This window comes from Enterobacter sp. FW301-JW81 (assembly GCF_058788735.1).
In genome coordinates this window covers 472,179-497,922 of the sequence record NZ_JBYTBA010000003.1, presented here as the reverse complement: position 1 = coordinate 497,922, position 25,744 = coordinate 472,179, and the positions used below count along the sequence as shown (strand labels likewise).

The 25,744-nt window shown below is 55.5% G+C and carries 23 protein-coding genes; 13 read left to right on the top strand and 10 right to left on the bottom strand.

Features of this window, described 5'->3' with window-relative positions; all coding sequences use genetic code 11:
• Positions 1 to 80: 80 nt before the first annotated feature.
• The 6 genes from accC to acuI form a co-directional block, all read right to left on the bottom strand.
• Positions 81 to 1,430 (bottom strand): acetyl-CoA carboxylase biotin carboxylase subunit, encoded by a 1,350-nt coding sequence (gene accC / locus AC3WOK_RS13385; RefSeq protein WP_010436177.1) that lies wholly within the window; start codon positions 1,428 to 1,430, stop codon positions 81 to 83.
• 10 nt (positions 1,431 to 1,440) lie between these two features.
• Positions 1,441 to 1,902, bottom strand: coding sequence for an acetyl-CoA carboxylase biotin carboxyl carrier protein (accB, locus tag AC3WOK_RS13380; RefSeq protein WP_010436174.1), 462 nt, complete (start codon positions 1,900 to 1,902; stop codon positions 1,441 to 1,443).
• Positions 1,903 to 1,923: 21 nt separating this feature from the next.
• Positions 1,924 to 2,376, bottom strand: a complete 453-nt coding sequence (aroQ, locus tag AC3WOK_RS13375; protein ID WP_032642454.1) for a type II 3-dehydroquinate dehydratase — start codon at positions 2,374 to 2,376, stop codon at positions 1,924 to 1,926.
• A 234-nt stretch (positions 2,377 to 2,610) separates the two neighbouring features.
• On the bottom strand, positions 2,611 to 3,210 hold the full coding sequence (gene msrQ / locus AC3WOK_RS13370; protein WP_059312136.1) for a protein-methionine-sulfoxide reductase heme-binding subunit MsrQ: 600 nt from the start codon (positions 3,208 to 3,210) through the stop codon (positions 2,611 to 2,613).
• Positions 3,211 to 4,212 carry a protein-methionine-sulfoxide reductase catalytic subunit MsrP gene (gene msrP, locus AC3WOK_RS13365; protein WP_059312137.1) on the bottom strand — a complete coding sequence of 334 codons (1,002 nt, stop codon included), beginning with the start codon at positions 4,210 to 4,212 and terminating at the stop codon, positions 3,211 to 3,213.
• A 77-nt stretch (positions 4,213 to 4,289) separates the two neighbouring features.
• Positions 4,290 to 5,264 carry an acrylyl-CoA reductase (NADPH) gene (gene acuI / locus AC3WOK_RS13360; RefSeq protein WP_063957249.1) on the bottom strand — a complete coding sequence of 325 codons (975 nt, stop codon included), beginning with the start codon at positions 5,262 to 5,264 and terminating at the stop codon, positions 4,290 to 4,292.
• 182 nt (positions 5,265 to 5,446) lie between these two features.
• Between acuI and csrD the strand changes: the two genes are divergently transcribed.
• From csrD to tldD, 8 genes are all read left to right on the top strand, one after another.
• A complete protein-coding gene (gene csrD, locus AC3WOK_RS13355; protein ID WP_059312139.1) occupies positions 5,447 to 7,387 on the top strand; it encodes an RNase E specificity factor CsrD in 1,941 nt (646 codons plus the stop codon).
• A gap of 282 nt (positions 7,388 to 7,669) precedes the next feature.
• Positions 7,670 to 8,713 carry a rod shape-determining protein MreB gene (gene mreB / locus AC3WOK_RS13350; RefSeq protein ID WP_000913396.1) on the top strand — a complete coding sequence of 348 codons (1,044 nt, stop codon included), beginning with the start codon at positions 7,670 to 7,672 and terminating at the stop codon, positions 8,711 to 8,713.
• A 62-nt stretch (positions 8,714 to 8,775) separates the two neighbouring features.
• Complete coding sequence (gene mreC, locus AC3WOK_RS13345) at positions 8,776 to 9,792, top strand: rod shape-determining protein MreC (RefSeq protein ID WP_023309400.1); 1,017 nt, start codon at positions 8,776 to 8,778, stop codon at positions 9,790 to 9,792.
• On the top strand, positions 9,792 to 10,280 hold the full coding sequence (gene mreD / locus AC3WOK_RS13340) for a rod shape-determining protein MreD (protein ID WP_023309399.1): 489 nt from the start codon (positions 9,792 to 9,794) through the stop codon (positions 10,278 to 10,280). Before mreC ends, mreD begins: the two co-directional genes overlap by 1 nt.
• A 9-nt stretch (positions 10,281 to 10,289) precedes the next feature.
• Positions 10,290 to 10,883 carry a Maf family protein gene (locus tag AC3WOK_RS13335; protein ID WP_492354647.1) on the top strand — a complete coding sequence of 198 codons (594 nt, stop codon included), beginning with the start codon at positions 10,290 to 10,292 and terminating at the stop codon, positions 10,881 to 10,883.
• Positions 10,873 to 12,342, top strand: a complete 1,470-nt coding sequence (gene rng, locus AC3WOK_RS13330; RefSeq protein ID WP_010436156.1) for a ribonuclease G — start codon at positions 10,873 to 10,875, stop codon at positions 12,340 to 12,342. Before AC3WOK_RS13335 ends, rng begins: the two co-directional genes overlap by 11 nt.
• Positions 12,343 to 12,384: 42 nt before the next feature.
• The gene (gene yhdP, locus AC3WOK_RS13325; RefSeq protein WP_492354646.1) at positions 12,385 to 16,185 is read left to right on the top strand and encodes an AsmA2 domain-containing protein YhdP; all 3,801 of its coding nucleotides are present in this window, start codon (positions 12,385 to 12,387) and stop codon (positions 16,183 to 16,185) included.
• An 84-nt stretch (positions 16,186 to 16,269) separates the two neighbouring features.
• Positions 16,270 to 17,715, top strand: a complete 1,446-nt coding sequence (gene tldD, locus AC3WOK_RS13320; RefSeq protein ID WP_047347665.1) for a metalloprotease TldD — start codon at positions 16,270 to 16,272, stop codon at positions 17,713 to 17,715.
• Positions 17,716 to 17,760: 45 nt separating this feature from the next.
• On the opposite strand, the gene AC3WOK_RS13315 is transcribed toward tldD, so the two are convergent.
• The gene (locus AC3WOK_RS13315) at positions 17,761 to 18,375 is read right to left on the bottom strand and encodes a YagU family protein (RefSeq protein ID WP_059312142.1); all 615 of its coding nucleotides are present in this window, start codon (positions 18,373 to 18,375) and stop codon (positions 17,761 to 17,763) included.
• Positions 18,376 to 18,594: 219 nt separating this feature from the next.
• Complete coding sequence (gene aaeR / locus AC3WOK_RS13310; RefSeq protein WP_023616809.1) at positions 18,595 to 19,521, bottom strand: HTH-type transcriptional activator AaeR; 927 nt, start codon at positions 19,519 to 19,521, stop codon at positions 18,595 to 18,597.
• Positions 19,522 to 19,700: 179 nt separating this feature from the next.
• Here aaeR and aaeX point away from each other — a divergent pair, with 179 nt between their 5' ends.
• From aaeX to AC3WOK_RS13285, 5 genes are all read left to right on the top strand, one after another.
• Positions 19,701 to 19,904, top strand: a complete 204-nt coding sequence (gene aaeX, locus AC3WOK_RS13305; protein ID WP_003860416.1) for a p-hydroxybenzoic acid efflux pump operon protein AaeX — start codon at positions 19,701 to 19,703, stop codon at positions 19,902 to 19,904.
• A 7-nt stretch (positions 19,905 to 19,911) separates the two neighbouring features.
• A complete protein-coding gene (gene aaeA, locus AC3WOK_RS13300; RefSeq protein WP_059312144.1) occupies positions 19,912 to 20,844 on the top strand; it encodes a p-hydroxybenzoic acid efflux pump subunit AaeA in 933 nt (310 codons plus the stop codon).
• A gap of 5 nt (positions 20,845 to 20,849) precedes the next feature.
• The gene (aaeB, locus tag AC3WOK_RS13295) at positions 20,850 to 22,817 is read left to right on the top strand and encodes a p-hydroxybenzoic acid efflux pump subunit AaeB (protein ID WP_063431359.1); all 1,968 of its coding nucleotides are present in this window, start codon (positions 20,850 to 20,852) and stop codon (positions 22,815 to 22,817) included.
• A 91-nt stretch (positions 22,818 to 22,908) separates the two neighbouring features.
• Positions 22,909 to 24,363, top strand: coding sequence for an NAD-dependent succinate-semialdehyde dehydrogenase (locus AC3WOK_RS13290; RefSeq protein WP_492354645.1), 1,455 nt, complete (start codon positions 22,909 to 22,911; stop codon positions 24,361 to 24,363).
• 45 nt (positions 24,364 to 24,408) lie between these two features.
• On the top strand, positions 24,409 to 24,681 hold the full coding sequence (locus tag AC3WOK_RS13285; RefSeq protein ID WP_047347670.1) for a barstar family protein: 273 nt from the start codon (positions 24,409 to 24,411) through the stop codon (positions 24,679 to 24,681).
• 68 nt (positions 24,682 to 24,749) lie between these two features.
• Here AC3WOK_RS13285 and yhcN (AC3WOK_RS13280) read toward each other — a convergent pair whose 3' ends face one another.
• Together yhcN (AC3WOK_RS13280) and yhcN (AC3WOK_RS13275) are read right to left on the bottom strand one after the other, a co-directional pair.
• Entirely contained in the window at positions 24,750 to 25,016 is a 267-nt protein-coding gene (yhcN, locus tag AC3WOK_RS13280; RefSeq protein ID WP_032659672.1) for a peroxide/acid stress response protein YhcN, read from the bottom strand.
• Positions 25,017 to 25,126: 110 nt separating this feature from the next.
• Positions 25,127 to 25,390 (bottom strand): peroxide/acid stress response protein YhcN, encoded by a 264-nt coding sequence (gene yhcN / locus AC3WOK_RS13275; RefSeq protein ID WP_047347671.1) that lies wholly within the window; start codon positions 25,388 to 25,390, stop codon positions 25,127 to 25,129.
• Positions 25,391 to 25,744 lie beyond the last annotated feature (354 nt).

Genomic DNA, 25,744 nt, shown 5'->3' with positions numbered 1-25,744 from the left:
GGGATTGTACATGATGAGGCTTTCCAGGCCCCAGAAATAAAAAAGGCCGGAAAATCCGGCCTTTTAGCAAAGATGCTGTATTACTTCTCGTGCAGACCGAGTTTTTTCTCCAGATAGTGGATGTTGGTTCCACCATTCTGGAAGTGCTCGTCGCTCATGATACGCATCTGCAGATCAACGTTGGTTTTGATTCCGTCGATGATCAGCTCCTGCAGGGCGTTCTTCATGCGGGCAATCGCCACGTCACGGTTTTCGCCATAGCAGATAAGCTTGCCGATCATTGAGTCATAGTACGGCGGTACGGTGTAACCGGCGTAGATATGAGACTCCCAGCGCACGCCAAAGCCGCCCGGCGCGTGGAAACGCGTGATTTTACCCGGGCTTGGCAGGAAGGTGTTCGGGTCTTCGGCGTTGATACGGCACTCTACCGCATGGCCTTTCACCACAACTTCTTCCTGCTTGATGGACAGCGGCTGTCCTGCGGCGATGCGCAGCTGTTCTTTGATCAGGTCAACGCCGGTGATCATTTCGGTAACCGGGTGTTCAACCTGAATACGGGTGTTCATTTCAATGAAGTAGAACTCGCCGTTTTCGAACAGGAACTCGAAGGTACCCGCACCGCGATAGCCGATATCGACACACGCTTTGGAGCAACGCTCGCCGATGTAGCGACGCAGTTCCGGGGTAATGCCCGGTGCTGGTGCTTCTTCGACCACTTTCTGGTGACGACGCTGCATGGAGCAGTCACGTTCTGCCAGATAGATGGCGTTACCCTGTCCGTCTGCCAGCACCTGAATTTCGATGTGGCGTGGGTTTTCCAGGTATTTTTCCATGTACACCATGTCATTGCTGAAAGCGGCTTTCGCTTCAGCTTTGGTCATGGAGATGGACTGAGCCAGTTCAGCATCGCTGCGCACAACGCGCATACCGCGACCGCCGCCGCCGCCGGACGCTTTGATGATAACCGGGTAGCCAATGCGTTTAGCATGAGCACGGTTAGCATCCATGTCGTCGGTCAGAGGGCCGTCAGAGCCTGGTACGGTTGGAACACCGGCTTTTTTCATCGCGGTGATCGCAGACACTTTGTCGCCCATCAGGCGGATGGTGTCGGCTTTCGGGCCGATGAAGATAAAGCCAGAGCGTTCAACCTGCTCAGCAAAGTTGGCGTTCTCAGAGAGGAAGCCGTAACCCGGATGAATTGCCACCGCGCCGGTGATTTCAGCGGCGCTGATGATAGCCGGGATGTTCAGATAGCTTTTTACGGACGGAGCCGGGCCAATACAGACCGTCTCATCCGCCAGCAATACGTGTTTTAAATCGCGATCCGCGCTTGAGTGCACAGCGACGGTCTTGATGCCCAGTTCTTTACAGGCACGAAGAATACGCAGAGCAATCTCGCCGCGGTTGGCGATAACAATTTTATCCAGCATGTTCGCCTCGTTACTCGATGACGACCAGCGGCTCGTCAAATTCAACCGGCTGACCACTTTCGACCAGAATCGCTTTCACAGTACCTGATTTGTCTGCTTCGATCTGGTTCATCATTTTCATCGCTTCAACGATGCACAGGGTATCGCCTACGTTGACTTTCTGACCCACTTCGATGAACGCCTTCGCGTCCGGGCTCGGGGTGCGGTAGAAAGTACCAACCATTGGGGAACGTACGATGTGACCACTGATTTCTGCTGCAGCGGCAGGTGCGGCTTCAGCTGCTGGTGCAACGGCTGCGGAGAGCGCAGGCTGCTGCACTGGCGCAGCATAAGCCTGCTGCATTACCGGGAAGCTAGCGGCTGGGGCTGCACGGCTGATGCGTACAGACTCTTCGCCTTCAGAAATTTCCAGTTCGGAGATGCCTGATTCTTCAACCAGCTCGATCAGTTTTTTAATCTTACGAATATCCATGAGTGGGTTCCGTACTCTTGTTTAGTGTGATTGTGACAAGCGTTTTACCGCTGTCTGTAAAGCGTATGAATAGCCGTCAGCGCCCAGTCCGCAGATAACGCCAGCAGCGATATCCGAAAGATACGAATGGTGGCGGAACGGCTCTCGGGCGTGCACATTACTCAGGTGGATCTCGATAAACGGGATACTCACCGCGAGCAGTGCGTCGCGGATAGCAACACTGGTGTGCGTAAACGCGGCCGGATTAATCAGGATATAGTCCACAGTGTCTTTAGCCTGATGAATACGGTCGATGAGTGCGTACTCCGCATTCGACTGAAAATGATCCAAATCCACATTCAGTGACGCTGCTTCCGTTCCCAGACGGTTAACAATTTCACTCAATGTCAGCGTGCCGTACTTCTCTGGCTCACGGGTGCCGAGCATGTTCAGGTTCGGTCCGTTCAAAACTAAGATATGGAACTTATCAGTCATTGTGCTGCCATCTCCTGCGATTTTCCGGTAAAAAACAAAATATACCTTCGAAGCGCAATTGTCACCTTTTCAGAGGCTTAAAACCGCTGTCAGGCGAACCAAGGTCGCACATTATAACGATTTCGTAGCATTTAGCAGCTAAATACTGGTCTTATCAGGGAAGATTATCAACCGCTATCCGAAAAAGATTTGCGGTTGACGGGGAATCTGCGGGAAAACGCACAGTTTCGCGAACTATCGCAACCACTGGCGGAACTTCTTGTAACGCCATGCTAAAAGCGCCACGGCCGCCAGTGCGTAAAGGACTGGCTGAGGCGAGAGGATCTTCACCGACCACAGGTAATGAATGGGTGCGAGGATCGCGACAAGATAGACGAAGTTGTGCAACAGTTGCCAGCGCCTGCCGAGCTTACGCTGCGCATACTGCGTAGACGTCAGCGCTAACGCCAGTAAAACCAGCCAGCTCACGATACCCAGCGTCAGATAAGGACGTGTCACCAGTTCGCGGCCCAGCAGCGCCAGATTGTTAATGCCCAGTTCCAGCAGGGCATAGCTGGTAAGGTGCAGCGTCGCCCAGGCAAAACACCATAGCCCCAAAAGACGACGGGTTCGTATCAATAATGGCTGTTTAGCGTAGCGCGCCAGCGGCGAGACGAGCAAGGTCGCCAGCAAAAATTTCAGAGCCATCCGACCCGTAAAATGCTGAATATCCTTGGCCGGATCTGCGCTAAAGAGCCCCTGGCTGGCGGCCCAGAACAGCCATATAAAAGGAAGTAACCCGGCCAGGTGCAGGAGCACCTTCAGCCAGGTAATCTGCTTTGCCGTTAAACGCACTTAGAAATTCTCCCGTAAATTCAGACCACGGTAGAGAGAGGCCACTTCATCCGCATAGCCGTTAAACAGCAGCGTAGGCTGGCGCTTAACGTCCAGCGCACCGCCGGAACCGATAAAACGCTCGGTTGCCTGCGACCAGCGCGGGTGATCCACATGCGGATTCACGTTTGCGAAGAAACCGTATTCGTCCGGCGCCGCCAGATTCCAGGTGGTTGGCGGACGTTCGCGAGTGAGCTTAATGCTGACGATAGATTTAATCCCTTTGAAGCCATATTTCCACGGTACGGTTAAACGGATGGGGGCGCCGTTCTGCGGGGGAAGCGCTTTGCCATAAACGCCGACGGTCAGCAGGGTAAGGGGATGCATCGCTTCGTCGAGACGTAACCCTTCAACATAGGGATACTCCAGCCCGCCGCCGATAAACCGGTCTTTCTGCCCTGGCATCTCGTCCGGCGCATAACGCGTCTGAAAAGCGACATATTTTGCGTTGCTGTTGGGCTCAGCCATCGCCAGCAGTTTATGCAGCGGGAAGCCTACCCAGGGCACCACCATTGACCACGCTTCCACGCAGCGCATGCGATAGATACGCTCTTCGAGGGGAAAACGGGTGGTGAGATCGTGATGGTCCAGCGTCAGGGGTTTTGCCACTTCACCCTCGATTTTCAACGTCCACGGATCGGTTTTGAGGCTGCCTGCGTTGGCTGCAGGATCGGCCTTGTCGAGACCAAATTCGTAGAAGTTGTTGTAGCCGGTAACTTTATCTTCCGGCGTGAGCGTCAGTTTATTTTGCCATTGGGCGGGTTTCGTAAAGGTGAGCGGTGCGCCGGAAGGCGCCTTTGGCCGATCGTTACCTTTAAACCAGTCGAGCAGGTCGGCGTGTGCCGCCGGTGAGAGCGTGAGCGCGGTGGCGCTGATGCCAAGCATTTTCAGGATCTGGCGGCGCTGTAACATAAAGACAGACTCAGACGTTACGTCGGCTTCCGTCAGTTTTCGGTTTTTCATGGCATCCTCCGTCATGCGTTTTTCTAAGCATGACGGAGGAGAGGGACTCGCGCGAATATGTCACGAAAATTTGAAGATTAGGCGATTTTCACCAGCGCGCGACCGTGGAACTGATTGTCCATGATTTTACTGGCATATTCCGGCGCCTGGCTGAGGGTAATCTCCGTTGCGCTCTGGGAATAGAAGATTTCCGGCAGATCGCGCACCAGCCGTTCCCAGGCTTCAAGACGACGGGCTGGCGGGGTCATCACGGAATCCACACCCTGCAGGCGTACGTTACGCAGAATAAACGGCATCACGGTGGTTGGCAGGGCAAATCCTCCGGCCAGTCCGCAGGCTGCGACGCAGCCGCCGTAGTTCATCTGCGCCAGCACTTTTGCCAGCACCTTATCACCGACGGTATCCACCGCACCTGCCCAGACCTGTTTTTCCAGAGGGCGGGTTTCGGCAAACTCGTCGCGGCCAAGAATGCGGCTGGCACCGAGCTGACGCAGGTAATCGTGGGTACTTTCGCGACCCGACACCGCAGCGACCTGATAGCCCAGCTTGTGCAGCAGCGTTACGGCCGTGCTGCCGACGCCACCGCTGGCACCGGTGACGACAACTTCACCCGACTCAGGGCGGACGCCCGCATCTTCCAGCGCCATCACGCACAGCATGGCGGTAAAGCCTGCCGTGCCGATAATCATCGCTTTGCGGCCATCCATGCCTTTCGGCATCGGCACCAGCCAGTCGCCCTTAACGCGCGCCTGCGTTGCCAGACCGCCCCAGTGATTTTCACCGACGCCCCACCCGGTAAGCAGCACCTGCTGGCCCGGATGGAAGCGCGGATCCTCGCTGGTATGAACCCGGCCAGCGAAATCAATTCCCGGCACCATAGGGAAATTTCGGATGATTTTACCCTTACCGGTGATAGCCAGCGCGTCCTTATAATTTAAACTGGACCAGTCGATGTCGACGGTTACTTCGCCTTCCGGCAGGCGACCCTCTTCAACCGCCTGCACTGAGGCAAGCGTTTTGCCGTCCTGCTGTTCTAAGATCAAAGCCTGCATACGGGGTCCTCTCGACTCAGATGATTGGAAAATAATTTCTGAAGACTATACTCGCTCAGGGAAACGCAGTGCCGATTTAACGCAATAAATTGCCAGATACACCAGGTTTGGTAGTATGCCGCATTTGAAATGCAAGTTAGCGCTTACTCGCTACCCCATCAACCCACGGAGTAATCTCAAGGATGCGATTAACGACGAAGTTCTCAGCTTTTATCACCTTGCTGACGGGGCTGACCATTTTTGTCACGCTTCTGGGCTGCTCTCTGAGCTTTTACAACGCCATTCAGGACAAGCTGGTCAACCGGGTACAGTCTGTCGCATCGGTGATTGATACGCGTCTGCTGACGACGCCGCTGCCGGCGCTCTCCCGCGAGCTCGATGAGTTGATGGTACCTGTTGATATTGTTCAGATCGACATTCAGCAGGGAAAGCATCGCGTTTTAAGCCATGAACGTCAGGGAAGCTATCGCCCCGCGGGCGTGGTGAGCCAGTACCGGGAAGTGACGGTGCACTCCCTCAAAAATCCGGGCATGACCATCCACATGGTCTATCTCGATCCGATGGCCAGCTATTTCCATTCCATGATGACCACCGCGCCGCTCACCGTCGCCGTGGTGTTTATTGTCCTGCTGATCTTTCTCGCGGTCCGCTGGCTGCGGCGCCAGCTTTCTGGTCAGGAGCTGCTGGAGCTCCGCTCCTTGCGGATCCTTAACGGTGAACGCGGCCCGCAGGTGCGCGGCTCGGTTCATGAATGGCCTTCACGCGCCAGCAGCGCGCTGGATACGCTACTCTCAGAAATCCAGTTTGCCAGCGACCAGCGCAGCCGTATGGATACGCTGATCCGCTCGTATGCCGCGCAGGATAATAAAACCGGCCTGAACAACCGCCTTTTCTTTGATAATCAGCTCGCCACGCTGCTCGACGATTCGGAAAAGGTGGGAACACACGGGGTGGTGATGATGATTCGCCTGCCCGATTTCGATCTCCTGCGCGATACCTGGGGACAGCGGGCCGCGGAAGAAAATCTCTTTACGCTGATTAACCTGCTCTCCACCTTTATTATGCGCTACCCGGGGGCGCTGCTGGCCCGCTATCACCGCAGCGACTTTGCCGTATTGCTGCCTCATCGCACGCTGAAGGAGTCTGAAAGCATCGCCAGCCAGCTGCTGAAGGCGGTGGATGCGCTGCCGCAGAGCAAAATGCTCGACAGGGACGATATGGTGCACATGGGGATCTGCGCCTGGCGCGGCGGACAATCGGCAGAACAGGTGATGGAACACGCCGAAGCCGCCACCCGCAACGCCGTTCTGCAGGGGGCGAACGGGTGGGCGGTTTATGATGACTCGCTGCCGGAAAAAGGGCGCGGCAACGTGCGCTGGCGAACGCTGATTGAGCAAATGCTTAGCCGCGGCGGGCCTCGCATTTATCAAAAACCCGCGGTCATGAAAAATGGCAACGTCCACCACCGAGAATTGATGTGTCGTATTTTTGACGGCACGGAAGAAGTTATCTCTGCGGAATATCTGCCGATGGTGCTGCAATTTGGGTTGTCCGAAGAGTATGACCGCCAGCAAATTACCCGACTGATTCCGTTTTTATCCTTCTGGCCTGAAGAAAACCTCGCGTTACAGGTCACCGTGGAGTCGTTAATACGCCCACGTTTTCAGCGCTGGCTGCGTGATACATTAATGCAATGCGAAAAATCGCAACGCAAACACATTATTTTTGAACTTGCTGAGGCGGATGTAGGTCAACACATCAGCCGGTTACGTCCGGTGGTACGTTTGATCAATGCGCTCGGCGCGCGTGTCGCGGTGACGCAGGCAGGTTTAACGCTGGTCAGTACCAACTGGATCAAGGAGCTGGATGTGGAGTTATTAAAGCTACATCCAGGCCTGGTGAGGAATATTGAGAAGCGTACGGAAAACCAGCTGCTGGTACAGAGTCTGGTAGAAGCATGCAAGGGAACGCGGACACAAGTGTTTGCTACGGGCGTGCGCTCCAGAAGCGAATGGCAGATGTTAAAAGAGCGCGGTGTTATGGGTGGTCAGGGGGATTTTTTTGCTGCCTCTCAACCGCTTGACACCAACGTGAAAAAATATTTGCAAAGATACTCTGTTTGACCTGCCGTTTACGCTGTTTTCACGTAGAATATCGCGCCTGTAGCTTTGAGTATGTCGAGCAAAAAGCCAGTGAACGACCTTTAACGGGTTACAAATGTCAGTGGGGAACGCTACTGTTTACTCAGCCCTGAGGGAGTCAGGGGATGATTTTGTAACATCAGGAAACGTACTGCACAAATTTTCACCGTTGCAGATGATTTTTGCGCCTTGTCGCTGCTGCGTGTGGTTGGTAAAGTAAGCGGATTTTGTTTTCCGCCCCAGCTTTCAGGATTATCCCTTAGTATGTTGAAAAAATTTCGTGGCATGTTTTCCAATGACCTGTCCATTGACCTGGGTACCGCGAATACCCTTATTTATGTAAAAGGACAAGGCATCGTATTGAATGAGCCTTCAGTTGTGGCCATTCGTCAGGATCGTGCAGGCTCGCCGAAAAGCGTGGCCGCAGTGGGTCATGACGCGAAGCAGATGCTGGGTCGTACCCCTGGCAACATCGCCGCCATTCGCCCAATGAAAGACGGCGTTATCGCTGACTTCTTCGTGACTGAAAAAATGCTTCAGCACTTCATCAAGCAGGTTCACAGCAACAGCTTCATGCGTCCAAGCCCGCGTGTTCTGGTGTGTGTGCCGGTTGGCGCAACCCAGGTTGAACGTCGCGCAATTCGTGAATCTGCCCAGGGTGCAGGTGCACGTGAAGTGTTCCTGATTGAAGAGCCAATGGCTGCGGCAATCGGTGCAGGTCTGCCTGTTTCTGAAGCTACCGGTTCTATGGTGGTGGATATCGGTGGTGGTACCACTGAAGTCGCCGTTATCTCTCTGAACGGCGTAGTGTACTCCTCTTCCGTACGTATCGGTGGTGACCGCTTCGATGAAGCCATCATTAATTACGTGCGCCGTAACTACGGCTCTCTGATCGGTGAAGCTACCGCAGAGCGTATCAAACACGAAATCGGCTCTGCTTATCCGGGCGATGAAGTGCGTGAGATCGAAGTTCGCGGTCGTAACCTGGCTGAAGGTGTTCCACGCGGCTTTACCCTGAACTCCAACGAAATTCTGGAAGCATTGCAGGAACCACTGACTGGCATCGTGAGCGCGGTAATGGTTGCGCTGGAACAGTGCCCACCAGAGCTGGCGTCCGACATCTCCGAGCGCGGTATGGTTCTGACCGGTGGTGGTGCGCTGCTGCGTAACCTCGACCGCCTGTTAATGGAAGAGACAGGTATTCCTGTCGTAGTTGCAGAAGATCCACTGACTTGCGTCGCCCGTGGTGGTGGCAAGGCGCTGGAAATGATCGACATGCACGGCGGCGATTTGTTCAGCGAAGAGTAGTCGAGTTTGAGAGGGTAGCAATTTGCTACCCTTTCTCTCTGACGCGAGAATACGCATAGCCTATGAAGCCAATTTTTAGCCGTGGCCCATCGCTACAGTTTCGCCTCATTCTGGCGGTTCTGGTTGCGCTTGGGGTCATTATTGCCGATAGCCGCCTCGGTACGTTCAGCCAAATCAGAACGTACATGGATACCGCCGTCAGTCCTTTCTACTTTGTATCAAATGGTCCCCGTGAACTGCTCGACTCCGTTTCTCAAACGCTGTCTTCGCGTGACCAACTCGAACTCGAAAACCGGGCATTACGTCAGGAACTGCTGCTGAAAAACAGCGAGCTGCTGATGCTGGGGCAGTATAAGCAGGAAAATGCGCGTCTGCGTGAGCTGCTCGGCTCGCCGCTGCGTCAGGATGAGCAGAAAATGGTGACGCAGGTGATCTCAACCGTAAACGACCCTTACAGCGATCAGGTTGTGATCGACAAAGGGAGCGTAAACGGCGTGTATGAAGGTCAGCCTGTTATCAGTGATAAAGGCGTAGTGGGCCAGGTTGTTGCCGTGGCCAAACTGACCAGCCGCGTGCTGCTGATTTGCGATGCCACGCATGCGCTGCCGATCCAGGTTCTGCGTAACGATATTCGCGTGATTGCGGCCGGTAACGGCTGTACGGACGATCTGCAGCTGGAACACCTGCCTGCTAACACGGATATCCGCGTGGGCGACGTCCTGGTGACCTCCGGTCTGGGCGGGCGCTTCCCTGAAGGCTATCCGGTTGCGGTGGTGTCGTCAGTGAAGCTGGATACTCAGCGTGCCTATACCGTGATTCAGGCGCGTCCAACCGCCGGTTTACAGCGTCTGCGCTATCTGCTGCTGCTGTGGGGTGCCGATCGCAATGGTGCTAACCCGATGACGCCTGAAGAGGTGCATCGTGTGGCGAATGAACGCCTGATGCAGATGATGCCGCAGGTTCTCCCGCCTGCGGATTCCATGGGGCCACCTGCGCCAGTCCCGGCGCCGGCAACAGGGTTAACGCAGCCGCTGCCGGATGCGCCGCCACCGCCTAAACTCTCTTCGGGAGGGCAGTAGTGGCAAGCTATCGTAGCCAGGGACGCTGGGTCATCTGGCTCTCGTTTCTCATCGCACTGTTACTGCAAGTGATGCCCTGGCCGGATGACATTCTCGTTTTCCGGCCTAACTGGGTATTGCTCATTTTGCTCTACTGGATCCTTGCCCTGCCGCATCGCGTAAATGTCGGCACAGGTTTTGTGATGGGTGCCATACTGGATCTCATTAGCGGCTCTACGCTTGGCGTGCGTGCCTTGTCCATGAGCATTATTGCGTACCTCGTCGCTCTCAAATTCCAGCTCTTTCGTAACCTTGCGCTCTGGCAACAGGCCCTGGTGGTGATGCTATTGTCGCTCGCGGCGGATATCGTTGTTTTCTGGGCAGAGTTTTTAGTGATCAACGTCTCTTTCCGACCGGAAGTGTTCTGGAGTAGTGTAGTAAACGGTGTGCTCTGGCCATGGCTGTTCCTGCTGATGCGTAAGGTTCGCCAGCAGTTTGCTGTGCAATAAAAGGTTTCTATGACGTCTTTGTATCTCGCTTCCGGCTCCCCGCGCCGTCAGGAACTCCTGACGCAGCTAGGGGTGTCTTTTGAACGCATCGTGACCGGCATTGAAGAAAAACGTGCTGAAGGCGAAAGTGCTCAACAGTACGTGTCTCGCCTGGCGCGCGAGAAAGCGCAGGCTGGCGTAGCCAGCGTGCCACGCGATCTCCCCGTGCTGGGGGCAGATACCATCGTTATCCTTAACGGTGAAGTGCTTGAGAAACCGCGCGACGCCGATCATGCGGCGCGCATGCTGCGCAAACTGTCCGGACAAACGCATCAGGTGATGACGGCCGTCGCGCTGGCTGACAGCCAGCACGTGCTGGATTGCCTGGTGGTGACGGACGTGACGTTCAGAGTACTTACCGACGACGACATCGCCGCTTATATTGCCAGCGGTGAACCGATGGATAAAGCAGGTGCATACGGTATTCAGGGGCTGGGTGGCTGTTTTGTCAGGAAGATTCATGGCAGCTATCACGCCGTAGTCGGCTTACCGCTGGTGGAAACGTATGAGTTGCTGAGCAATTTTAACTCACTGCGTGAGGGAAGGGATAATTATGACGGCTGAATTGTTGGTAAACGTAACGCCATCGGAAACCCGTGTGGCCTATATTGATGGTGGCATTCTTCAGGAAATTCATATTGAGCGTGAAGCGCGGCGCGGAATAGTAGGCAATATCTACAAAGGTCGTGTCAGTCGTGTACTACCGGGTATGCAGGCGGCTTTTGTAGATATTGGACTGGATAAGGCGGCATTTTTACATGCCTCCGATATCATGCCGCACACCGAGTGCGTTGCGGGCGAAGAGCAAAAGCAGTTTGCCGTGCGCGATATTTCTGAGCTGGTGCGTCAGGGACAGGATCTGATGGTACAGGTGGTGAAAGACCCCCTCGGTACCAAAGGCGCGCGTTTGACCACCGACATCACCTTACCTTCCCGCTATCTGGTCTTTATGCCCGGCGCGTCGCACGTGGGTGTTTCGCAGCGTATAGAGAGCGAAACCGAGCGCGAGCGTCTTAAAAAAGTGGTCAGCGCCTACTGCGATGAGCAGGGTGGGTTTATCATCCGTACCGCCGCGGAAGGGATCAGCGAAGAAGACCTGGCATCGGATGCCGCTTATCTGAAGCGCGTCTGGACCAAAGTGATGGAGCGTAAGAAACGCAACCAGACCCGCTACCAGCTCTATGGCGAGCTGGCCCTGGCTCAGCGTGTTCTGCGTGACTTTGCCGATGCGCAGCTCGACCGCATTCGCGTGGACTCTCGCCTGACCTATGAAGCCCTGCTGGAGTTTACCGCCGAATATATCCCCGAGATGCCCGGCCTGCTGGAGCATTACTCAGGGCGTCAGCCGATCTTCGATCTCTATGATGTTGAAAACGAGATCCAGCGCGCGCTGGAGCGTAAGGTCGAGCTGAAATCCGGCGGGTATCTGATCATCGATCAGACCGAAGCGATGACCACCGTCGATATCAACACCGGCGCGTTTGTTGGCCATCGCAACCTGGATGACACTATCTTCAATACCAACATCGAAGCCACGCAGGCGATTGCGCGCCAGCTTCGTCTGCGCAACCTGGGCGGCATTATCATCATCGACTTTATCGATATGAGTAATGAAGACCATCGCCGCCGCGTGCTGCACTCGCTTGAACAGGCGCTGAGTAAAGATCGCGTGAAAACCAGCATCAACGGTTTCTCACAGCTGGGGCTGGTGGAAATGACGCGCAAGCGTACCCGTGAAAGCGTTGAGCATGTGCTGTGTAATGAATGCCCAACCTGCCATGGACGCGGAACGGTAAAGACGGTTGAGACTGTCTGCTACGAAATCATGCGTGAGATCGTTCGTGTTCATCATGCCTACGACTCCGATCGTTTTCTGGTCTATGCTTCCCCTGCGGTGGCTGAAGCGCTGAAAGGCGAAGAGTCACACGCGCTGGCGGAAGTGGAAATCTTTGTCGGCAAACAGGTAAAAGTACAAATTGAACCGCTCTATAACCAGGAGCAGTTCGACGTCGTGATGATGTAAGACGCAGTACGCTGCGTGACGAAAGCTGACAAGGAGAGATGCGTGAGGCGATTGCCGGGGATTTTATTGCTTACAGGGGCAACGCTGGTCGTGATTGTCGCGTTGCTCGTGAGCGGGCTACGCCTCGTTTTACCGCATCTGGACAGCTGGCGTCCGCAGCTGCTGGCGAAAATCGAATCCACCACCGGCGTGCCGGTGAATGTAAGCCAGCTCAGCGCTAACTGGCAGAATTTTGGCCCGACGCTTGATGTCCGGGATATCAATGCCAGCCTGAAAGACGGCGGCTACCTCAAAATTAAACGCGTGACCCTGGCGCTGGACGTCTGGCAAAGCCTGCTGCATCTGCGCTGGCAGTTTCGCGATCTCACCTTTTATCAACTCCAGTTTCTGACCAACACGCCGCTGTCTGGTGGCGATAGCAGTCAGGGGCTTGAAGCCAACCGCTTCAGCGATCTCTTCCTTCGCCAGTTCGATCATTTCGATCTGCGCGACAGCGAAGTGAGCTTTATTACCCTTTCTGGCCAGCGTGCCGAGCTCGCGATTCCCCAGCTGACCTGGCTCAACGGCAAAGATCGGCACCGCGCCGAGGGGCAGGTTAGTCTCTCAAGTCTGAACGGCCAGCACGGCGTGATGCAGGTGCGCATGGATCTGCGGGACGATGACGGCTTGCTTAACAACGGCAAAGTCTGGCTACAGGCCGACGATGTGGATGTGAAGCCGTGGCTGGGCGACTGGATCCAGCAAAATATGCAGCTGGAAACGGCCCGTTTCAGCCTTGAAGGCTGGCTGACCCTGACGAAAGGGGAATTTGCCAGCGGTGATATCTGGCTCAAGCAGGGGGGCGCAAGCTGGAAAGGTGAAAAACAGCAGCATCAGCTTTCCGTTGATAACCTCACCGCGCACGTCACGCAGGAGAAAGAGGGCTGGCAGTTCGCCATTCCGGACACGCGCATCACTATGGACGATAAGCCGTGGCCGCGCGGTGCGCTGACGCTGGCCTGGATGCCGGAGCAGGACGTTGGCGGTGCGGCCAGCAAACGCAGCGACGAGCTGCGCATCCGTGCCAGTAACCTGGATTTGGCCGCCATTGAAGGGCTGCGCTCCATGGCAGCAAAGCTCTCGCCTGACCTTGGCGAGATCTGGCTGGCCACGCAGCCGAGCGGGAAGATAGACGCCCTGGCGCTGGATATTCCGCTACAGGCGACAGAAAAAACCCGTTTCCAGGCAACGTGGAAAGATCTCGCCTGGAAGCAGTGGAAGCTGCTGCCGGGTGCGGAGCACTTTAGCGGCAAGCTGGAAGGCAGCGTGGAGAACGGCAGGCTGACGGTTGATATGCACGACGCCAGAATGCCTTACGAAACGGTCTTCCGCGCGCCGCTGGAAATTGAACAGGGCAGCGCGGTGCTAAACTGGCTCCGTAACGATAAAGGTTTCCAGCTTGATGGCCGCCATATCGACGTAAAAGCCAAAGCGGTACATGCGCGCGGCGATTTCCGCTATCTGCAGCCAGAAGGTGATGAGCCGTGGCTGGGTATTCTGGCCGGCATTAGCACCAGTGACGGTTCTCAGGCCTGGCGCTATTTCCCGGAAAACCTGATGGGTAAAGCGCTGGTGGACTATCTGAGCGGTGCAATTCAGGGCGGTCAGGCCGATAGTGCCACGCTGGCCTACGGCGGTAATCCGCATCTTTTCCCGTACAAGCATAATGAAGGTCAGTTCCAGGTGCTGGTGCCGTTACACAACGCCACCTTCGCGTTCCAGCCAGGCTGGCCCGCGCTGAAAAACCTGGACATCGAGCTTAACTTTCTCAATGACGGGCTGTGGATGAAGTCAGACAGCGTTGCGCTGGGCGGCGTGACGGCCAGCAACCTGACGGCAAACATCCCGGATTATTCAAAAGAGAAACTGCTTATTGATGCCGACATCAGCGGGCCGGGCAAAGCGGTGGGACCGTACTTTGAGGAGACGCCGCTGAAAGAATCGCTGGCGGCGACTCTGCAGCAGCTGCAGCTTGATGGTGATGTGAATGCTCGCTTACATCTTGATATCCCGCTGGACGGTGAAATGACCACCGCCAAAGGCGACGTCCGTCTGAAGAATAACAGCCTGTACATCAAACCCCTTGAGAGCACCCTGAAAAATCTCAGCGGGCAGTTCAGCTTTGAGAACGGCAACCTGAAGAGCGAGACGCTTAACGCCAGCTGGTTTAATCAGCCCGTGAATATCGACTTCACGACTACCGAGGGGGAAAAGGCTTATCAGGTGGCCGTCAATCTGGACGGTAGCTGGCAGCCATCGCGTATGGATGTTCTTCCGAAGGCCATTGAGGGATCCGTGGACGGTGCGGTAGCCTGGCAGGGCAAAGTCGCCATCGACCTGCCTTATCACGCCGGTGCCCAGTATAAGGTCGACATTACGGGCGATTTGAAAAACCTTCATAGCCAGCTGCCTGCGCCGCTGGATAAACAGGCCGGACAGCCGCTGCCGGTGAAGCTGAACGTTGATGGCAACCTGAACAGCTTCGAGCTGACCGGAAGCGTGGGCGGGACGAACCACTTTAACAGCCGCTGGCTGCTTAACCGCAAGCTCACCCTCGACAAAGCCATATGGACGACGGATAGCCGCTCCACGCCGCCGCTGCCGGAGCAGGCGGGCGTTGAGCTGAATCTCCCGCCGATGGACGGTGCGGAATGGCTGGCGCTGTTCCAGAAAGGCGTTGGGCAAAACGTCGATCAAACCGCCCAGTTCCCGCAGGCCATTACCGTACGCACGCCGTCGCTGATGCTGGGCGGACAGCAGTGGAACAACCTGAGTATTGTTTCACAGCCCACCGCTAACGGCTCGAAGGTGGAGGCCCAGGGCAGAGAAATCAACGGTACGCTGACCATGCGCAATAACGCGCCGTGGCAGGCGGCGATCCGCTATCTCTACTACAACCCGGCAAGCGCGAGTAGGAAAGACCAGCCAGCAAAAACGTCGCCGTTGAGTAAGACATCCCGCATCGATTTTAGCGGCTGGCCCGATCTCCAGCTGCGCTGTGCGGAGTGCTGGCTGTGGGGGCAAAAATATGGCCGTATCGACGGTGATTTTGCCATCCAGGGAAACACGCTTACGCTCTCTGGCGGGTTGGTTGATACCGGTTTTGGCCGGATGACGGCCGCAGGGGAATGGGTGAATAACCCCGGCGAGCAGCGTACGTCTCTGAAAGGCGACATTAAAGGTAACAAGCTGGATGCAGCGGCCAATTTCTTTGGTGTCAGCACGCCGCTGCGCGGCTCGTCATTTGACGTCGATTACGATCTTCACTGGCGCGCCGCGCCGTGGACGCCGGATGAGGCCTCGCTGAACGGCATTCTGAAAACCCGCTTCGGCAAAGGTGAAATCGCCGACGTGAGCACGGGGCGCGCCGGGCAGATCCTGCGCCTGCTGAGTTTTGATGCGCTGCTGCGCAAGCTGCGCTTCGATTTCAGCGATACCTTCAACGAAGGTTTCTACTACGATTCCATCCGCAGTACGGCGTGGATCAAAGACGGCGTTCTGCATACGGACGATACGCTGGTGGACGGCCTGGAAGCGGATATCGCCATGAAAGGCTCAGTCAACCTCGTGCGTCGCGAGCTGGATATGGAAGCCGTGGTGGCGCCGGAAATTTCCGCGAGCGTGGGCGTAGCGGCGGCCTTTGTGGTGAACCCGATTGTCGGTGCGGCGGTGTTTGCCGCCAGTAAAGTGCTGGGGCCGCTCTGGAGCAAGGTCTCCATTCTGCGCTACCGCATTACCGGTCCGGTGGATAAACCGCAGATTAACGAGGTGCTGCGCCAGCCGCGCAAAGATGCACAGCAATGATTTGACGTGGGCAGGTAATTGCCTCACTCTCAATAAATACGATCTTTATACCGCCACGGGCGGCAACGAACGAGTAGCAATACGATGAGTCTGAACCTGGTAAGTGAACATTTGCTCGCAGCGAACGGCCTGAGCCATCAGGACCTGTTCTCCATTCTTGGTCAACTGACCGAACGCCGTCTCGACTACGGCGATCTCTATTTCCAGTCGAGCTATCACGAATCCTGGGTTTTAGAAGACAGCATCATCAAAGATGGCTCTTATAACATCGACCAGGGCGTTGGCGTTCGTGCCGTCAGCGGCGAGAAAACCGGTTTTGCCTATGCCGATCAGATTAGCCTGGCCGCACTAGAGCAGAGCGCGCAGGCAGCGCGTACCATTGTGCGCGATACCGGTGATGGTCGCGTGAAAACCCTGGGCGAAGTGTCTCACTCTGCGCTCTATACCAGCATCGATCCGCTGCAGAGCATGAGCCGCGAAGAGAAGCTGGATATCCTGCGCCGCGTCGACAAAGTGGCGCGTGCTGCCGATAAACGCGTGCAGGAAGTCTCCGCCAGCCTGAGCGGCGTTTATGAATTGATTCTGGTTGCGGCCACTGACGGCACTCTGGCGGCGGATGTTCGTCCGCTGGTGCGTCTCTCTATCAGCGTGCAGGTCGATGACGACGGTAAACGCGAGCGCGGCTCAAGCGGCGGCGGCGGCCGTTTCGGCTATGACTGGTTCCTGGGGGATGTTGACGGTGAAGCGCGCGCTGACGCGTGGGCAAAAGAAGCCGTGCGCATGGCGCTGGTGAATCTGAATGCTGTCGCGGCACCGGCGGGCTCATTCCCGGTGGTGCTGGGTGCCGGCTGGCCGGGCGTGCTGTTGCACGAAGCGGTAGGGCACGGTCTGGAAGGCGATTTTAACCGTCGCGGTACGTCCGTATTCAGCGGCCAGATCGGGCAACTCGTCTCCTCTGAGCTGTGCACCGTGGTGGATGACGGCACCATGCGCGATCGCCGCGGCTCGGTGGCTATCGACGACGAAGGTACGCCAGGCCAGTACAATGTGCTGATTGAAAACGGCGTGCTGAAAGGCTATATGCAGGACAAACTCAACGCGCGCCTGATGGGCGTAGCGCCAACGGGTAATGGTCGTCGTGAGTCCTATGCGCACCTGCCAATGCCGCGCATGACCAACACCTATATGCTGCCGGGCAAATCCACGCCGCAGGAAATTATCGAATCCGTTGATTACGGTATCTTTGCACCAAACTTTGGCGGCGGTCAGGTGGACATCACCTCCGGTAAATTCGTCTTCTCCACGTCAGAAGCGTATCTGATCGAGAAAGGCAAAGTGACCAAAGCGGTAAAAGGCGCGACGCTGATTGGCTCCGGTATTGAAGCGATGCAGCAGATCTCCATGGTCGGTAACGATCTGAAGCTGGATAACGGCGTGGGCGTCTGCGGTAAAGAGGGCCAGAGCCTGCCGGTTGGCGTGGGCCAGCCAACGCTGAAAGTGGACAACCTGACGGTGGGCGGCACGGCCTGATCTGCGTTCACATAAAAAAAGGCGCTACCGAGTAGCGCCTTTTTTTTAACGTAATTGACCCAGCGGTATCTCCGGATCCGGCTCGTGGGTAATGCGGTTGCGTAAATCGCGGCGAATGATTTCGATCGACCAGAACCAGATCAGATGACCCACGATCTCTGATACGTGTTCATACCAGGGAAGGTCGAACAGCGGTGGTGTCAGCCCCATCAGAGGGAAGGAGATCATATGAACAAAAAGCTGGGCTAACGCACCCGCCAGCAAACCCTGCCAGAGTTTAATTTTCGGAAAGACTTCAGCAACTACACAATACCCTACAGCGAACACGATTGAGAAAATAATATGTGTTACGCCAACCCAGTTAAATATATGACCGGCAAAGGTATAAACCGCCGCGTTAGGATCAACGACGCCCAGCCAGTCGCGTAAAAATACATAGGGAGGGTTTAAAAAATTACGGGAACAATCAATCTGGCTTGCGGCTCTTATTAATTGTTCAGGCCCGCACGCGGCGGTGAATAAATCGGTGGGGCTTCGTGGCGGGAGCGGCACCTCGGCTCCCCATTTGACAAAAGCGGAGACAATCCCTGCAATTAAACCGATGAACGCGGCGAGCCCATAGCGCCTGCGTGCAGGCGGTGTTTGTTCAAATATATTCATTTGTTTTCCTTGTTTAACGTCATCCTGCGGAATACATTTTATTATTCAAATCAGCAACAAATTAATAACAGTCTGAATGGCAGACTGCTTATAAGGTAAAGGGCGGACAGCAGCAGTGTCAATTCGCTATTCCTGATAGCGGAGGGGAAATATTCTCGGATGAATGTATGTTCCATCCGGGAAATATTAATAACGCATATACTTTCAGGAATTAATCGATTATTCCTTCCTTCTTCCCCGCATCCCCTGAAACAGCTCCGCCACGTCCACAAAATACTCGGTCAGATAGTTAATACACACCTGTACTTTGAGCGGCAGCTTGTCTTTTTCGGTGTACAGGGCGTACACCGGGCGCGGATCGGACTGATAGCGAGGGAACAGGATCTCCAGTACGCCGCTGTTGATCTCGTTGATCACCCACATCAGCGGCACGTAGGCGATCCCGGCCCCGGCGACCAGCCAGCGGGAGATAGTCATCGGATCGTTGGTGACGAACCGGCCTTCCGGCAGCAGTTTGGTGGAGATCCCTTCCGGGGCGATCAGCTCAAATTCATTGTCGGGCCGCACGCTGTACTCCAGCCACGAGTGGTTGGTGAGATCGGCGGGCTTTTCCGGAACGCCGTACTGCGCCAGATAGCTCTTTGAGGCGCAAACCACCATCGGCATGCTGCCCAGCCGACGTGAGAACAGGCTGGAATCCTGCAGCGCGCCGACGCGGATCACCACGTCCAGGCCGTCGGCAATCAGATCCGGCGCCGGGATGCCCGTCACCAGGTTGACGGTAAGCCCGGGGTACTCTTTCAGCATATCCGCGGTCATGGCAGCGAGAACATTTTGTGCCATAGTTGAAGAACACCCGATGCGCAGCGTGCCGATGGGGGTGTTGTTAAAGGCATAGAGCTGTTCGTGAACATCCTGCACTTCAAGCAGCATGCGGCGACAGCCCTGATAGTAAATTTTACCCGCTTCCGTCAGCCCAATGCTGCGGGTACTGCGGTTGAGCAGCTTAACCTGAAGCTCATCTTCCAGTTTGGACACCGTCTGGCTAATGGATGAGACACTCATCTGAAGCTGGCGTGCCGCTGCGGTGAAAGAGCCCAGCTCGACCACTTTGGCGAAGACCGACATGCGTTTTAAACGTTCCATTGTTCACTCTGGCTTAAAAGTGATTTAGATCACATATTATAGATAACAGCATAACAGTTACGTTAATATACTATTAATTACATAACGGCTGCGCCATTCTCGCCCGGCGTTTCTTGCTCTCCTGCGGTGGCGTGCGCTAAAAAATTCTGAAGCCTGCACACTCTCTTATCAAGGTCAACATGAGTCTGTTTCCCGTTATCGTGGTGTTCGGTTTGTCGTTCCCACCGATATTTTTCGAGCTTCTTTTATCACTGGCGATCTTCTGGCTGGTGCGCAAGGTGCTGGTCCCTACCGGGATCTACGATTTCGTCTGGCATCCTGCATTGTTCAATACCGCGCTGTATTGCTGCCTGTTTTACCTGATATCGCGCATGTTTGTCTGAGGTTGATGTGAAAACGCTAACAAGAAAAATCTCCCGCACTGCCATTACGATGGCGCTGGTAATCCTCGCCTTCATCGCTATTTTCCGCGCCTGGGTCTATTACACCGAATCGCCGTGGACGCGTGATGCGCGCTTCAGCGCCGACGTCGTGGCGATAGCGCCCGACGTAGCCGGCCTTATCACGGCGGTTAACGTTCACGATAACCAGCTGGTGAAAAAAGATCAGGTCCTGTTCACCATTGACCAGCCTCGTTACCAGAAAGCGCTGGAAGAGGCGGAAGCGGATGTCGCCTATTACCAGGCGCTGGCAGCTGAGAAGCGCCGTGAGGCAGGCCGCCGTAACCAGCTGGGCGTGCAGGCAATGTCCCGTGAAGAGATTGACCAGTCCAACAACGTGCTGCAAACCGTGCTACACCAGCTGGCGAAAGCGCAAGCGACGCGCGACCTGGCGAAGCTCGATCTCGAGCGCACGGTGATCCGCGCGCCGTCCGATGGCTGGGTCACCAACCTTAACGTCTATGCCGGGGAATTTATCACCCGCGGCTCAACCGCCGTGGCGCTGGTTAAGCAGAACTCCTTCTACGTGCTCGCCTATATGGAAGAGACCAAGCTGGAAGGCGTGCGCCCAGGTTACCGGGCGGAAATCACGCCGCTTGGCAGCAACCGCGTCTTTAAAGGCACCGTCGACAGCGTCGCCGCGGGGGTGACCAACTCCAGCAGCTCTAACGATGCTAAAGGGATGGCAACGGTGGATTCCAACCTGGAGTGGGTGCGTCTGGCCCAGCGCGTGCCGGTGCGTATCCACCTGGACGAGCAGCAGGGAAATCTGTGGCCTGCGGGGACCACCGCCACGGTGGTGATTACCGGTGAAAAAGACAGGGATGCCAGCCAGGACTCGATCTTCCGTAAAATCGCCCATCGCCTGCGCGAGTTTGGTTAATCGCTATGGGGATCTTTTCCATCGCCAGCCAGCACATTCGCTTCGCCGTGAAGCTGGCCTGTGCCATCGTGCTGGCGCTGTTTGTCGGTTTTCACTTCCAGCTTGAAACCCCTCGCTGGGCGGTGCTGACGGCTGCGATTGTCGCGGCGGGTCCAGCTTTTGCCGCGGGTGGGGAGCCCTATTCGGGCGCCATCCGCTATCGCGGGATGCTGCGTATCATCGGGACGTTCATCGGCTGTTTCGCGGCGCTCACCATTATTATTCTGATGATCCGCACGCCGCTGCTGATGCTGATGGTCTGCTGTATCTGGGCGGGTTTCTGCACCTGGATTTCGTCTCTGGTGAAAGTGGAGAACTCCTACGCCTGGGGCCTGGCGGGCTATACCGCGCTGATTATTGTTATCACTATTCAGTCCGAACCGCTGCTCGCTCCGCAGTTTGCGGTTGAACGCTGCAGTGAGATTGTCATTGGTATTGTCTGCGCCATTGTCGCTGACCTGCTTTTCTCCCCGCGCTCCATCAAGCAGGAAGTAGACCGTGAACTCGACGCGCTGATCGTTGCCCAGTACCAGCTGATGCAGCTGTGTATTAAGCATGGCGACAGCGAAGAGGTGGATAAAGCCTGGAGCGGGCTGGTACGCCGCACGCAGGCGCTTGAAGGGATGCGCAGCAATCTCAATATGGAGTCTTCGCGCTGGGCCCGCGCTAACCGTCGTCTTAAAGCGCTCAATACCGTCTCTCTGACGCTGATTACCCAGGCATGCGAAACCTACCTTATTCAGAACACGCGCCCTGAAGCGGTGACCGATACGTTCCGCGAGCTGTTTGCCGAGCCGGTGGAAACGGTGCAGGACGTGCACAAGCAGCTTAAGCGCATGCGCCGGGTCATCGCCTGGACCGGGGAGCGCGACACGCCCGTGACGATCTACACCTGGGTCGGCGCCGCGACGCGCTACCTGTTGCTGAAACGCGGCGTGATCGGTAACACCAAAATCAGCGCGGCGGAAGAAGAGGTCCTTCAGGGAGAAGTGGTGATCAAGGCGGAATCTGCCGAGCGTCATCATGCGATGGTCAACTTCTGGCGTACAACGCTTGCCTGCATGCTCGGCACGCTGTTCTGGCTCTGGACGGGCTGGACGTCCGGCAGCGGCGCAATGGTGATGATTGCCGTTGTGACCGCACTGGCGATGCGTCTGCCTAACCCGCGTATGGTCGCTATTGATTTCCTGTACGGCACGATTGCCGCGTTGCCGATAGGCGCACTCTATTTCCTGGTGATCATTCCCTCTACGCAACAGAGCATGTTGCTGCTCTGTATTAGCCTGGCGGTGATGGCGTTCTTTATCGGCATTGAAGTGCAAAAGCGGCGTCTGGGATCGCTGGGGGCGCTGGCGAGTACGATAAACATTATTGTGCTGGATAACCCGATGACCTTCCACTTCAGCCAGTTTCTCGACAGCGCGTTAGGTCAGCTGGTGGGCTGTTTCCTGGCGATGATGGTCATTCTGCTGGTAAGGGATAACTCGCAGGCAAGAACGGGCCGCGTGTTGTTGAACCAGTTTGTGTCGGCTGCCGTATCCTCTATGACCACCAATACCGCGCGCCGTAAAGAGAACCACCTGCCCGCGCTCTATCAGCAGCTGTTTTTATTGCTGAACAAATTCCCGGGCGATATCGCGAAGTTCCGGCTGGCGTTAACCATGATCATTGCGCACCAGCGTCTGCGTAACGCGCCTGTGCCGATCAACGACGATCTGTCGGCCTACCACCGTCAGCTGCGTCGTACCGCCGACCACGTGCTTTCCGCGAGCAGCGATGACAAACGACGCCGTTACTTCACGCAACTGCTTGAAGAGCTCGATATCTACCAGGAGAAGCTAAAGGTCTGGGAAGCTCCGCCTCAGGTGACCGAGCCGGTAGGGCGGCTGGTGTCAATGCTGCATCGCTACCAGAGTGCCCTCACGGATAACTGACTGAAGTAAAAAAGCCGACGCCAAAAGCGTCGGTTTTTTTGTGGCTATACTTAATTCCAGCACGTTCTTACATTTCAGAAAGGGAGGGCATATGACGACCCAGGCGCTACAGGACCACATCCTTTTTCAGACCGGATATCTGGTCAATGGAATCTGGAAAACGCTGGACACGACGTTTGATGTGCTTAACCCCGCGACCGGTGAGGTCATCGCCAGAGTGGCAAAAGCGGGTAAAGCGGAAACCGAAGATGCTATCGCAGCGGCCACCAAAGCCTTCCCGGCATGGCGCGCCAAAACCGCGAAAGAGCGCTCGACTATCCTCTATCGCTGGTACGAGCTAATTATTGAGAATAAAAGCTGGCTCGGGCGGTTAATGACCACCGAGCAGGGCAAGCCCCTCAAAGAAGCGGAAGGGGAGGTGGAGTACGCTGCCAGCTTTATCCAGTGGTTCGCCGAAGAGGCCAAGCGCGCTAACGGTGAAATTATTCCCCCTGTTAAACCCGGTTCGCGCATTCTGGCGACCCGAGAACCGATTGGCGTGGTCGCGGCGATTACGCCGTGGAACTTCCCGATGGCGATGCTCACCCGTAAATTAGGCCCGGCGCTGGCTGCTGGGTGTACCGGGGTAATAAAACCGGCAAATAACACGCCGCTCAGCGCCTTTGCGCTGCTTACGCTGGCAAAACAGGCCGGTGTGCCCGACGGCGTGCTCAACGCCGTGGCCGGGAATACGCATGAGATCAGCGACGCGATCATGGCGAGCCGGGACGTGCGTAAAATTTCCTTCACCGGTTCGACCTCCGTCGGCAAAACGCTGGTGCGTAACGCTGCGGAAACCATGAAAAAAGTCTCCATGGAACTGGGGGGAAATGCCCCGTATATCGTTTTTGAAGATGCGGATATCGACGCTGCGGTTAAAGGGGCGATCGCCAACAAGTTCCGCAATGCCGGGCAGGTCTGCGTTAGCGTTAACCGCTTCTATATTCAGGAAACCGTCTACGACAAGTTTGTGAACAAACTGGCCGATGCGGTGAACGCGCTGAAGGTGGGAAATGGTCTGGACGACGGTGTGGTCGTAGGTCCGCTGATTGAACCCTCAGCGGTGAACAAAGTGCGCGAGCATGTGGAAGACGCTGTTGCCCGGGGCGCGACCGTACTGGCAGGCGGTAAGCCTCATCCGCTTGGCGGGAATTTCTGGTTGCCAACCGTGCTGGGCGACTGCCATGAAGGCATGAAGCTGGCAGAAGAAGAGACGTTTGGCCCTGTTGCGGCGTGCTTCCGTTTCACCTCGGAAGATGAAGTTATCCAGCGCGCCAACAACACGCCCTACGGGCTGGCGGCTTACTTCTACACCCAGAATCTCTCGCGGGTTTTCCGCGTTTCACAGGCCATCGAGAGCGGGATGATTGGCATTAACGAGTGCGCCGTGTCCACTGAGCTTGGGCCATTTGGCGGCGTAAAAGAGTCAGGCCTTGGACGTGAGGGCTCCGTGCTGGGTCTGGAAGAGTATCTGGAAGTTAAAACCCTGCATATCGGGGGATTATAATAGACGGGGCGGCATCTGCCGCTCGCCTGGACTGGGTGGCTGGCAATGAAAACCTATACCTTTGATTTTGACGAGATCGATGGTCAGGAAGACTTTTACCGAGAATTTATCCGGGTGTTTGATCTTGAACGGGGAAGCGTGACGAATCTGGACACGCTGTGGGACGTGGTGACCGGGAGTCTGCTGCCGCTACCTCTGGAGATCGAATTCATCCATTTGCCCGATAAGCTGCGCAGACGTTTTGGCGCACTGATTTTGCTGTTCGATGAAGCAGAAGAAGAGCTGGAAGGGCAGCTGCGCTTTAACGCGCGTCATTGAATGAAATGAAAAAAAAGCCCCTGACCATGAGGCCAGGGGCAAGTCGTATGATGAGATACGACGAGGGTTTATTTATACAGTTCTGCCGTAGCATGCCAGTGGTCACCCTGATTCAGTTCGGTGACGCGATAGCTGCTGGCACCTGCTTTTTCAGCTTTGGCGGCAAGTTCGTGACGAATATCCATCGGTGAGCCGGTGACTGACGTGACGGATACGCTGCCCATACGCTGCAGATTTTGAGCCTGGTCGGCATTCACTTGCTGTACGGCTGCACTCGCGCCGAAAGAGAGAACGGAAGCCAGACCGAGGGTTGCGATGATCAATTTAGTTTTCATAGTCTTTACTCCTGAATAGGGTTTTTGCTCAACGGCAGGAAGGGTTGAACCGCTATTTTTATGCCTGGTGCCGTTGAGTGGAGATTTACGTTTTCAGTTATTACTAAAACTTATTTGTACAGCTCAGCGGTAGCGTGCCAGTGGTCACCTGAACGCGCTTCGATGATGCGATAGGATGACGCACCCTGTTCTTCCGCTTTTTTGTTCAGCATTTCATGCATGTCCATTGGAGACGTGCCGATCGCGCCGACAGAAACCGTACCGATTGCCTGGCGGGATTGCGCCTGGTCAGCGTTGATAGAGTCAGCAGCGAAAGCACCGAATGACAGAACAGACAGGACGCTCAGCGCCGCTACAGTAGTTTTGATTTTCATGATTCTTACCTCGTCGAATTTTTTAGTGGGGTCTTGTTTCGTGACCCTCATCACAAAATCAAGTATACACTAATAACGCTAAAAATTAATACCAGGCTAATGGTTTCTATTGTTATTACGTGTTAACCAGTCTTTTTTTTATAACGAAATTGCATAATGCTGGCCGTTTTTTGGCCATTATGTGGGGTTATATCTAATTAAATCATATGGATATCTGCTTTTGATTTTTTGTGCGATTTTTTGATTTACCATTCACTGAATGAATGTTAATGGGTGGTAAAAAGCACTATTTGTCAAAGCCAGAGGCAGTAGAAGACAGGGGGAAATGATGCGGGAGCAGAATGATCCCCGCAG